Raw genomic sequence first — 11,933 nt, 5'->3', positions numbered from 1 at the left:
TATCCTGCCCCATCCCGCTGAGGATCGCACGGTGCAGTCGCCCAAGGAGGCTGGCTTTTTCGAAGTCTGGGCCAGCTATTTTCGCCAAGAAAAAATCGGATGGGTTCTCGCCTTTATCCTGCTCTTTCGGTTAGGCGAGGCTATGCTCATAAAAATGCTTGTGCCATTTCTGAAGGACATTCCCAGCAGTGGAGGACTGGGTTTAAGCACCGAACAAGTCGGCCTTGTCTATGGCACTCTTGGCGTCCTTGGCCTCGTGGTCGGAGGCATCGTGGGGGGGATCCTCATCGCACGCTTTGGCTTGCGCCGGTGCATTTTTCCGATGGCACTCTGCGTCCATATCCCGAACCTCGGCTACCTTTACCTCGCCCATTTCCAGCCGACTGGATGGTCCGTGCCCGCCGTTGTCGCGTTGGAACAACTTGGCTACGGATTCGGCTTTACCGCCTTTATGGTTTTCCTGATGCAGACTGTCGGAGACCGCTTCAAGACGGCTCACTTTGCGATTTCAACCGGCTTCATGGCTCTTGGAATGATGCTCCCCGGCATGGTAAGCGGGTACATCCAAGAGGCCACAGGATACTTCACTTTTTTTGTGATTGTTTGTCTTTTGACGTTGCCCGGCCTCGCGACGATCCCGTTTCTGCCCATTCGAAATATGATCCCCGATGGCACAAATAAGCATCCTGCCTAGGGCCGCATTGTGCGCACATCATGCTGTGAAGCCCTAGAAATAAGCTTCACCGCGGTCAAGAAAATACATCGCACGAAGGTGAAGTTTTTCAAGTGGTCACGGACGAATTTATCTTGTGTGAGAGCGCCGAAATTTCCTAGGATTACACCCCTTAAATACTGCCGCGTGGCGCCTCTAAAATAAGGGACAGGCTAATAGTATTGGAAAGGAGAGGGGAATGTATTAGATGAAGAGCTGTAAGTGCCTTTTTAATAATAACATATATATCTATTTCTTGTAAGGATATACACCTTTGGGATACGGGGAATGTCCACTTTCATCTCCGTTTTCGCGCAAATTGCCCCGAAGGCGTTTGGGGTCGGAATGGTTCTGACCGCAGTGAATGCTCGGCCCGGATAATCGGAAGATTGTCCCTCCAGTTGCGAGGAGCAAATTGCACCACGAAGGGGGGGAAGCAATGCTGTGGTGAACCCCTTTTTCTGTAGAGCGAGGCGGCCCTGCTTGCCGAATGCCGGATGTAACCAGAGAAACTCTGGCCCGTGGCAAGCAGGGCCGCTCGCCCTACACGCGGAAATTCAAAAAACTTTGCGTGAAACTTATTTTTCCAGAATGTTACTGGGAAGCATCCTCGGTCCCCGCGTCTTGCGCCGCCATTATCGCGCAAATTGTCCCGAAGGCGTTTGGTGCCTGAAAATGTTCCATTAAGGCGGGGGTGCCATCGGATGCACTCGGGGACGTGCTCGCTCGCCCGATCCGTGGTAACCCGATCCGGGTCGAGAGAGAATCTCGACCCTCCATACTCCATCTTCGTGATTATCGTGGTGAAAATATCCTTAACTCCTCCTGTCGAAACGGTCAGGGGATGACACGATCCCAGTGTGCAAATTGTTTACCAGCAATTTGCTTTCATCCACTCACACTCATCATCAGCTTATAAAAACCAATGATGATGGTTGTGGTCTTTTACTTCGAAGGCATGCCACGCATTGAATCCCCAAAAAGCGAAGGGGAAAAACAAACTAATCCCCAGTGTCGCCAAAACCATGATCCCGGAAACAAAAAATACGAGCGGAATCCCGATTAAAAACAGGGAAAGCCCCATTATCCTGTATCCTTTGTAAAAGTGCCCGAGACCCGGCACCACACTGAGTAATCCCGCCACGTCATTGCGGACATTTCTCTCATTTGACCCACGAAGTCCTAAGTGCCTGACTGGTGTCATATTGTTTCCCTCAGACGACTGCGCCCCACCCGCCAGCCAAAGAATCTATGTCCGTGTGCGCCTAAAATATTTCCTTCGCATCAAATATTCTGGAACAAAAAAAAGCGCCGCAAATTGCGGCGCTTTGATTTTTCCGGAGAAAAATGAACTGATCCTGATTATTTCAGGCTCTGGCAGAATTCATCGAGTTTTTCGAGGCCATCAGAAATGATCTGCATGCTTGTGGCATAAGACAAGCGGATGTATTTATCATCACCAAAAGCAATTCCAGGGACAGCAGCAACCTTCTTTTCCTCGAGGAGTCTTTCGGTGAACTCGGCGGATTTCAGGCCGGACTGAGAAATATTCACCAGCATGTAAAAAGCACCCATGGGTTTAATAACGGAGAGACCATCAATGGCGCTGATCCGTTCAAACATGTAATGGCGGCGTTTCTTAAACTCAACAAGCATCGTATTAATAAACTCCTCAGAGGCGGCGGAATCTTTCAGCGCAGCCAAGGCGCCCTTTTGGGCGAAGGAAGTGGGATTTGATGTGCTATGGCTCTGGATGGAGTCGATGGATTTGGCGATCGCCTCGGGAGCGGCGAGATAACCCAAGCGCCATCCGGTCATCGCATAAGATTTGCTGAAGCCATTGATCGTGATTGTGCTTTCATAAGCTTCCTTGCTGAATGAGGCCACGCTGAAATGTTGAGCATCATCATACACAAGTTTCTCATAGATTTCATCGCTCAAGATCAAGAGATCATCTTCCAAAGCAGCTTCCACGATGTCTTCGAGTTCCTGACGGGTGTAAACCGCGCCGGTGGGGTTACCCGGGGTATTCAGGATCACCATTTTGGAGGCGGGCGAAATGGATTCGCGTAATTCATCAGCGGTGAGTTTAAATCCGTTTTCTTCCTTCGTCTGGACCATGTAGGGTTCACCACCAGCGAGCTTGACCATTTCAGGGTAGCTGAGCCAGTAAGGGGCAGGAATGATGACTTCGTCGCCGGGATTAATCGTGGCCATGATCGCGTTAAAGCAAGAGTGTTTAGCCCCGCAATTTACGATGACTTGGTTCGCCTTATAGTCGATACCGTTATCTTTTTTGAGTTTATCAGCAATCGCTTGGCGTAGTTCAGGAATCCCACTGGAGGGGGTGTAACGAGTGAATCCGGAATTTAACGCCTCGACAGCGGCATTACGGATATAGTCAGGAGTGTCAAAGTCAGGTTCCCCAGCTCCGAAATTAAATACTTCAATTCCTTCGGCTTTCATGCCCTTTGCTTTGCTATCAATGGCCAATGTCTTCGAAGGTGTCAAAATCTTCGCCCTGTTGGCTAATTCAACCGTACTCATATTACTGCTCCTTTTTCTCAAATTAATGTAATTACGCGATTTACACCGACAAAAAAACCTCGCCCTCTTAGGGAAAGCAAGGGGTCATAGTGCCGACCTTTCTCGGAGTAAAGGTTTGGACAGTACCGATTGCAGGGCTCCCCGTCAAGCTGTTGGGCAAAGGAAAATTTTGAAGGCTTTCAGATAAACACGTGTGAGGAATGATACGCTAAATAACCATAAATAAGCATTGCGACTTTAGATAAATTCATTATCTATTTTTCGCCATGGAAAAATCCCTTATTTTGCTTAAACCCGATTGTGTACAGAAAAAACTCATCGGAGATGTCATTAAACGCTTTGAAAACAATGGTTTCACGGTTCGCGGAATCAAAATGATCTCCCTTGATGACACGATCCTCGCTGAACACTATGCCCACTTGGCCTCTAAACCTTTTTTCCCTGATATAGCCGCTTTTATGAAATCCTTCCCCGTCGTCGCCCTCGCCCTCGAAGGTGAAAACGCCGTGGAAAAAATCCGGGATCTTGTCGGCCCGACAGACTCCACAAAAGCTGACAAAGGCACCATCCGCGGTGATTTCGGTGTCGATGTCATGAAAAATATCATCCACGCCTCCGATTCCTCTGAAAACGCCCAGATCGAATTAAAACGTTTCTTCAAGGACGGCGAAGTTTTTAGTTATTAATCCCCCCCCAAGCTAGACCAAGAACAAGAATTCAATCTCGGGTTGACGTTGGCGGTTACGCCAGAGTGAGGCGAGGCGTTTACCGCCTTCGGGTTTCCAACGCAAGATGACCGTATTAAAAACCAAGTCCAGATCGATATCCGCGACGGTACCGCTGCCGGCCTGCCCGAGATGCACTGCCTCATAAGGGCGGCCATTGACATAAAGCTCGACTGTGCCGTCGCCTTCCAGCCCTAATAACGTCTGCTGGCTGGGATCGGGCCATCCGCCTTCGACCGGGACAGCCTTGCGCATACGTCCGGCATGGAGCTGGTAAGTCATCACCACTTCACGCGCAGGAGTATCCAGCAGGATCTCGCCCTGCTCGTTATCCATACGCACCCAGGGGAATCCATTACTGATGGCCGCATTTGCCATGCGGATCTCGGTGCAAATCCCGACCTTCAGGATTTCCTGAAAGGTCGTCTCATCCGGATCACAAAGGGTTTGCAGTGCTGTGGCAAAGCCGTCACTGCGTTTACTCCCCGCCTCTACCGATTCACCCACGAGCAAAGGACTCCCAAATGAGGCTCCCGCCCGGGCTAAGAGGTGGGACCAGAAACAATCCGCCTTCGCATACTCATCCGTAGCGAGGGGGATCTGGCAGAGGATGAGCCGGCCTTTCCCGTAGGGAAACTCCAAAAGCCCCGCGGCACTGCGGCGCGGCCCATTCCATAAAAGCGAGGTCACCACCGGCATCCGCAGCCATTCACTCATCGCATCCTGCGTGAAAAATTCGCGCCAGCAACTCTCGCGCTCACTGACCAAGAGCGCCTGCCCCTGAGCTGACTCCAAAAGCACATCCGTCATTAACCGGTTCTCCACCCCATAAGTATATTGCACTTTATCCAGCCAGAATGTCTCATGCTGGCTGACCCCTTCCAAAAGCTCGTGGTCACAGGCGCGGACAAGGTTATATTGATTACCGAGATCCACCGCTTTGATCTCCAGGTCAAAAGCTTTAGCGAGCACCGCGACACTCCCGCGGTCGAGTGCACTGACAAAAATCGTCGCCCCTTTGCGGGCACGGGCCGCTAGGTCGAGGGCTATCTTTTTCGGGACAGCCTTCCCGTCCACAAGCACTAATGATGAAACATCCGCCGTCGAGACGCCGATCCTCGCCAGAGTCTCGGCAGGCACAGCCCCGACTGCCTCGACCGGGCAAATCGCCCGGGCCTTGTATTTCGCTGCGTAGTCGAGGAATCTCCCGATTAAGGCGTGGGCCACGGGATGGGTGGCCGCTTTATCAGTAATCCGTAATTGTGAGGCGATCACGGTTCCTTTCCCGCTCCGGTACTCGAATAAAGGGGAAAACCTCATTCCTTCCCCACCAAAATCACCGTAGGATGAATGCAGCAAAATACGGATATTGCCTTTGGAAGGTTTCCGGTAAGGGAGACGAACCACCGCCGAGTCGGAACCCATCACGGCATAAGGGTCTTCACCCCAGAATTCAAAATCGCCCGCGCCTAATCCCGCGAGAATATCATTTTGCCCTCCACGGATATGGCATCTCTCGACAGGTTTCTGGTCTATATCTAATACCGGGAAGATGCAGGAGGACTGCTCGAGGATCACAGCCCGCCCGCCTTTGGCGAGGAAAGTCTCAAGTTCTTGGTTTTGTTTACTTGCTGCTTCCACGCCATTGCATTCGATCAGCAAGAGGGGTGTTTTTTTGATATCGACTTTATCAATAGATTTTACCCGGAGGGTTTTCACCTTGTGGTCGGAGAGGATTTGTTTCACCGGACCATCCCCGAGGATCGCCACGACCGGGAGTTTCCATTCACGCTTGCGCTCGGTCGCCGGGGTCACGCGCAAATTGCGCTCATGCCGGTCATACACCTGTGCGGTATCGGACAGGTCGGTGACGATGATCAGGTCAGTGGCTTCACCCAGTTTGACCAAAGGCAGTGCAAATTGCTTTTTATACAACCGCCCATTTTTGATTTCCACCGGGCCGGTTTCTTCATGGAGGACTTTCTCCCCCCGGAAAAGGCGCACGCGCAAATCGCCCCGGACAATATCACCCGTGTCATTCACCACGCTCACCGTATGTTTCACAGTGGCATCATCAAAAAATCGGGAGAGCCTCTCGCGGACAATAACCGCTAAGGGGCGGAACGCTTTTTTCATCAGCTCAAAACCCACCCCCGGCGCATACCCCTTGCCGTTGGGTTCCCACCAGGAGAATTCACTCGTGAATGCGGCCGTGCGCAGGATTTTGAATCCAGGAGACTCGGGCTCCTTGATTTCAAAACGGTGCTCTTCGGGCCAAGGGCGGTAATTATCCAGCCCGGAGAGATTCCACGGGAAAAGGCAACACACCTCATTGCTACGGGCGAGCTCGATCACATCATAAGCTTCCCGTGCGATGGCACGGTGGCACTCAGCAAAGGAAGCATACATGGAGTCATCCCCGTAGATGCCATTGTCGTGGGGCTGGCCATAATGCCATTTACCGACCTCCCCGACATGCAAAGGCTGCTTTTTATCCCACCAGCCTTCACCGGCGGATTCGAGCCCGTAATGCCGGCTGAGCAAGTGCTGTTCGCGTTCATCCCAGAGGGTACTGTCCCCGTCATGGTAGGGAATGCGGGTGGGGTCGAGTTCCTCACAGAGTTTGCGTAGGCCCGGACCGTTTTTGATCACAGCGGATTGATTGCCGGACCAACGTGTTTCATTACCGACACTCCAGAGGATGACCGAAGGATGATTCTTGTCACGCGAAACCATCTCGCGGATATGGACACGCGTATTTTTCCAGAATTCCTCCGCATCCAAAGCCATCTGCCCACCAAATGCAAAGGCGGACTCCACACAGACGAGGATCCCCATTTCATCGGCTATATCGAGGAGCACCGGTGGATGCGGGAACATGTGGGTCCGTAGGTAATTCATATTACAATCCTTGAGCATGCGGAACCACTGCCGGATGTAGGCGGGCTGGAAGACGTCAAATGTGCTCTTGTGACACCAATCCCCGAACATGTGGCACGGGTCACCATTGAGCAAGACGTGTGGCCCCTCGATCCAAATCTCGCGGAAACCGAACCGGTCACTCTGCAAATCAATGACATTGCGCCCCTCGGCGAGTTGTGTCTCTAAGTGGTAAAGGTGCGGTGTCTGCGTATTCCAAGGGATGTATGATTTCCATGAACGGGTTATTTCGATTTTTTTGCGTTCACCGGGTTCGAGCGAAAGGCGGCCACCCTCGATTGAGAGTTCCACCATACCGTTATTTTTTACGGCAAAAGAAGGGGATACATCACGGCCCTGGGTGGATTGATTTGTGATCGTCGCCAGGATCGTCAGCTCTTGTTCACGCACACTCGTGCGGATCGTGATATCCTCGAGGTGACAATCCGCATGGGAACGCAGGTAAACATCCTGCCAGATGCCGTTATGCACTAATAACTGGTCATAACCATTCGGCACAAAAGTCTTTCCCTGCCCGTCACGGCGGTAGTCCGTGCAATAAACCGCCACCTCGTTTTTACCGGCCCGGATCGTATCGGTCACATCCAGCTCGACGGGTAACACTCCGTTAAGGCTCCGCCCGATCTCCCGGCCATTCAGATATATCCAGCTCTCGCGTAAGATCGCCCCAAAATGGATTTTGTAACGGCGCCCAGCTGTTTTTTTATCCAGTTTAAATGTCCGTTTGAGCCAGCCCGTATACGTCTGCTCCCATTCCGGCGGGTTATTGTAACTGTCGAACATCCGCCATTTGATCCATGGTTTCGCCTCTTCCTGCTCGGAGGTTCCTGCCACCAGCCCCGGCACATATCCACCACAGGTCCAAGAACCCGGCACGATCAATTTGCCATTATGCCATCCGTCCACCGGCATCGGCCCGGGGGGTAAATGTTTCTTACCTTCTTCCGACAGGACCGGGTGAAAGTCCCACCAACCATTCAAACAACGTTCAGCGCGTAAAGTATCAGGCATAAGACTCCCATTTATTAAGGGACCCATCTCCCAAGGCAATAGCTGATTTTACCTTTTTATCCCCGTCCCGGAGTTCCAAAGGGGGCAATTTTCACCACGAAGAACACGAAAGCCACGAAGGAAAGGAGGATGTGCGAAGTGCTATGTGCTCGGTGCTCAGTTGGCAGAGCTAATCGGGCGAGCAAATTGCTCCTCTCAACTGGAGGGATGAGTTCCCCCTCGTCAGTGACCACGGGGCATTTGATCAAAAAGGGCGATGCGGGTGAGGCGACTGAGTTTGATCCCCAGTCACGTTCTGGAAAAATAAGTTTCACGCAAAGGCCCTAGATTTTTCGTGTGTAGGGAGAGCGGCCCCCACTTGCCCTAGGATCAGGGAGCGCATGCGTCCCCGCGTGCACCAGAGGGCGTCCCTGCCCGATGGAACCATTTTCCTGGGGTCCCGAACGCCGAAGCGGTTATCAATCCCGCTTGATCTTACCTTCTTCTGCCACTTTTACCGGCGAAACGACGAAATACAGCCCCGCTGCCGCCACGATGATCACGGCTGCAAGCATAGGCGGCAGATACGCTTCGGAGGTGATTTCTTTCCCGAGAAATGGGTCGATCGCACGGCGAACCAACATCGCGCCGCACACCAGTAGACCGAGGATCGGTACCAACAGCGGCACTTCAAATCGACCTTTCGGCTCATCCTTTTTTAGCTTTAGGCGAATCAGACTCGCATTCATGATGATAAAGACGCAAAGCAGTAGCAGCACGGTGGATTCGGCCAATGCTTTGACATTTCCGACGGCGATCAGAGCGGTAACGATCAGGAACAGCACACATATCGCCACCACGGGCGTTTGCGTTCGGGCATTAACGATGCCGAGAAATCCGGGCAGCAATCCCTGGCGGCTCATCCCGTACAACAGTCGCGAACCCATCAGATAATTCAGCAGCGCGGTGTTCCCGATGGCGAAAATACTGATGCCGACATACACCACATCGATCCTGCCAAACCACGGCGCGGCCACCTGCGCCACGCGAACCAGTGGTGTCGAGCCCGAATCAGCAAACTCCTGATACGGAATCACACTGACGGCGGTAATCGCGACCCCCATATAAATCAGCGTGGCCAGGATCATCGCCCCGACCAGCCCGAACGGGACATCTCGCGACGGATTTTTCACCTCTTCGGATACGTTCAAAATGTCTTCAAATCCGATAAATGAAAAGAACGTCAGCACCGCGCCGCTCAGCACCAGCATCAGCACGGTGGAAAAATGTCCCGTGTCGGTGCCGACGGGCATTTCCATGTAATCGACTGATCCCCAGAACCGCATGCCGACCGCGATGATAAACAGCAGGCCTGCCGCCTCGACGAACGTGCAGATCAGGTTCGCCCACATGCTTTCGCGTATCCCTTTGATCAGCACCAGCCCGATCATCAGTACGATCACTACGGAGACTGGTTTGATCCAGATCGAACCCGCCTGGTAGGGCTGATTCGCCAGCAGTGAAAAGCCCTTAAGAAGGTTATCCGCCATCGCCTGCGTGCCGGCCGCCATGCTGGTGAGGCCCGACATAGTGACGGCGATACCGACGATATAGCTTAGAATCGTGATGCCGAAGGCGTGCTGCGTGACATACGCCGCCCCGCCGGCGCGCGGATGGCGCGAGCCGAGGCTGGCATAGGATAGCCCGGTGAGAATCGCTCCCACCATTGCCGCCGCGAACGCCATCCAGACGGCGTTTCCCATCATCAGGGCGGCTTTCCCGACCAGTGCGTAAATGCCCGCACCTAACATGCTTCCTAGGCCGTAAAAAAGCAACTGCCACTTACCAAGAGTGCGCTTGAGTTGAACCGTGTCAGTCTGAGGGTTTGAGTAGTCGATTTGTGCCATTGCGCTCCAGAGTTATGGCTGACTGAGCTCCGAGTCAATTAAAATCTGTCCACCTCTTCACCTTTACCGTTGTCTACATTCCTTTAAAAGTTCGGGCTGCTTCTGTCGAAGTGGGTCTATCGAAGGGGTATCCCTCCATCATTCCCGATGAATCTCAGTACTCGAATCGAAAATAATTAGAATCAGCGGTATAACTCTGAATATCCTCAAGGCGATACGGTGAGGCTTTTGCATTGAGCCCGGCTAAGGCCTCATCACATTTCGCCTGTAAAGTTATCTCAATTCTCAGCCTGACCCCGATTTTTCCACGACATCGAGAGGCGATTTGATTTCCTCGGGTGTGCCATCGAGATCAAATACAATGAGTTTTTTCATGGTGTTAGATTTCTTCCGCAATCAGTCATCATCAAAGTTCTTTTCGGATGGTTTGTTCGTTGTTTCGTGGTGTTCCGCGAAAAGGGTTCCGGTTGTGGCAGCGAGTGCGATGATCGGTGTAAGTAATGCAACTGATTTCATGGCTTTGTGATTTGGTTTTCGGGATCTGGTAAATGGAATGTCATTTGAGGCGGTTCACATGCCGAGGTGTCTCGAATTTTTCATGAGGGGGTTTCTACTCGACTCAAGAATAGCCCCTGATGGTAAAAATCACCATGGGGTGAAGCCCTACCTCGCGAGATCCGTCACAGAAACGTAACCTGCACGCTACTCTCGATGATGTAACTTTAGTAATGCTTGCGAAATATGGTGCCATTACACCCAGCGCAAGGCGGCACATGCCCGGGCTCGTCGAAGTGCATTTCTTTTTTACAGCTAGTGCATGTCAAGGTGCCTGGACCTGTCATTTCTCCAGTCTTATACGTTAGAGCTTCGCTGACCTTCTTCCCAAGACTATCTAACACGCCCGACGTGCCCTCTAATAACGAAGAGACAAGATCCAGAAAGCCTGTGCCCACCCGCGTTGGTTCAAGCTGTTTACGAACCTGTTCGGACCAGCGGCGAAAATCGACTTCAGTTGCTTGGCTGAGTCCGACGGATCGGTATGCGATTGCGTGGTTTTTGTCATGTGTTGTTTCCTTTCTAAGTGTTTTAATTGTTAGATTTTGTGGTCAGACTTCTGATTTTATATCGGTTATAGAGAGAACATTCGATCCGCTCCCGCAATGAGGTGAAACCCTACTAAGGTCTAACACTTAACTAGCAAACCAAAACACAACAACCAAAGCGGCTTGAAATCTCTACTTTTGAAATGTCCCATTGACGGGGGCTCTTACAACCGGAGGGGAAGGGGAGTGTTACTGATTATAGTCTTCATGCTTCGGCGGGTGGTTCGTAAATTGGTAAAACCAGCTCTGCCTTGAGTGCTTCACGCACTTGCGCCAAACGACTCTCAAACCGGGTCTGCTCGTGCGGAAACTCGAGGGTGCGCTCCGCCAGTTCGGCAATCTGATCGGCTTGTTCACCTAGCACCCGCCGGTGGGGAGGATTGGCAGTCAACCCGGCCAAGGTTTGCAGGCCTTCGAGCATCCGCAACATGACGGTAAGATTGCCTTTGGAACTGCTTTGGATTTCGTCGAAGGATTCCGCCAGCAAGCTTTCGAAGCTCAGCCCCAGGGCGATCACGCGCAACTCCCCTTCCTCATGGCGGTAATTTGAAGGGATCCGCCGGACCGCCAGCCGCGCCAGAATCGCGGTCAGATATTCCACACAGGTGGTGGCCGTGGTGGTGTCGTTGATCCCGGGAGAAAGCGCCTTCAAGGCGACATCCACAATCTGCCGGATTCCGAAGCCCACGTCCTGATGGACCGTGCGGTAGCGGCTGAGGGCGAAGGCGCAGCGCAGGTCGTCAATGACCTTTTCATCCGGCGGCCCATCTGCCGCCAGTGAGACCAGCGTAGTGTCCTCGACCACAAACTCTCCGACCGCGTGCTCCATCCGCACCAGGGTTTTGTTTTCCCGGGCGATTCGCAGGAGGATCTCGTTATCCACGCTCTGGATATAGGCACTTTCCTTGGCGGAGATCGCGCGCCACTTCCGGTCGGACGGAAGATGCGACGGCGGATCGTCGTCGTCTTCCGCCGGGCCGTGGCCCAGGCGTTCCGGAAAGAGCCGGCC

General features: G+C 52.6%; 8 protein-coding genes. 2 read left to right on the top strand and 6 right to left on the bottom strand.

Annotated elements, in window-relative coordinates; all coding sequences use genetic code 11:
• A partial coding sequence (locus SGI98_00220; GenBank protein MDZ4741825.1) for an MFS transporter occupies nt 1-694 on the top strand: 694 nt, incomplete at its 5' end.
• A gap of 612 nt (nt 695-1,306) precedes the next feature.
• Here SGI98_00220 and SGI98_00215 read toward each other — a convergent pair.
• From SGI98_00215 to SGI98_00205, 3 genes are all read right to left on the bottom strand, one after another.
• Nucleotides 1,307-1,492 carry a hypothetical protein gene (locus SGI98_00215; protein MDZ4741824.1) on the bottom strand — a complete coding sequence of 62 codons (186 nt, stop codon included), beginning with the start codon at nt 1,490-1,492 and terminating at the stop codon, nt 1,307-1,309.
• Between the two features lie 133 nt (nt 1,493-1,625).
• A complete protein-coding gene (locus tag SGI98_00210; GenBank protein ID MDZ4741823.1) occupies nt 1,626-1,916 on the bottom strand; it encodes a hypothetical protein in 291 nt (96 codons plus the stop codon).
• 158 nt (nt 1,917-2,074) lie between these two features.
• Nucleotides 2,075-3,259, bottom strand: a complete 1,185-nt coding sequence (locus SGI98_00205; protein MDZ4741822.1) for a pyridoxal phosphate-dependent aminotransferase — start codon at nt 3,257-3,259, stop codon at nt 2,075-2,077.
• A 266-nt stretch (nt 3,260-3,525) separates the two neighbouring features.
• On the opposite strand from SGI98_00205, the gene ndk reads away from it, so the two are divergent.
• The gene (gene ndk, locus SGI98_00200; GenBank protein ID MDZ4741821.1) at nt 3,526-3,945 is read left to right on the top strand and encodes a nucleoside-diphosphate kinase; all 420 of its coding nucleotides are present in this window, start codon (nt 3,526-3,528) and stop codon (nt 3,943-3,945) included.
• Nucleotides 3,946-3,957: 12 nt separating this feature from the next.
• Here ndk and SGI98_00195 read toward each other — a convergent pair whose 3' ends face one another.
• The 3 genes from SGI98_00195 to SGI98_00185 all read right to left on the bottom strand — a co-directional run.
• Nucleotides 3,958-7,935 (bottom strand): glycoside hydrolase family 2 TIM barrel-domain containing protein, encoded by a 3,978-nt coding sequence (locus tag SGI98_00195; GenBank protein MDZ4741820.1) that lies wholly within the window; start codon nt 7,933-7,935, stop codon nt 3,958-3,960.
• 458 nt (nt 7,936-8,393) lie between these two features.
• Nucleotides 8,394-9,821 carry an amino acid permease gene (locus SGI98_00190; GenBank protein ID MDZ4741819.1) on the bottom strand — a complete coding sequence of 476 codons (1,428 nt, stop codon included), beginning with the start codon at nt 9,819-9,821 and terminating at the stop codon, nt 8,394-8,396.
• Nucleotides 9,822-11,129: 1,308 nt separating this feature from the next.
• Nucleotides 11,130-11,933: DUF2254 family protein (locus SGI98_00185; GenBank protein MDZ4741818.1), on the bottom strand; the 804-nt coding region annotated here is incomplete at its 5' end.

The organism is Verrucomicrobiota bacterium, from assembly GCA_034440155.1.
Taxonomy (GTDB): Bacteria; Verrucomicrobiota; Verrucomicrobiia; order JAWXBN01; family JAWXBN01; genus JAWXBN01.
The sequence above is the reverse complement of the archived record's forward strand: the minus strand, read 5'-3'. Positions and strand labels throughout refer to the sequence as shown.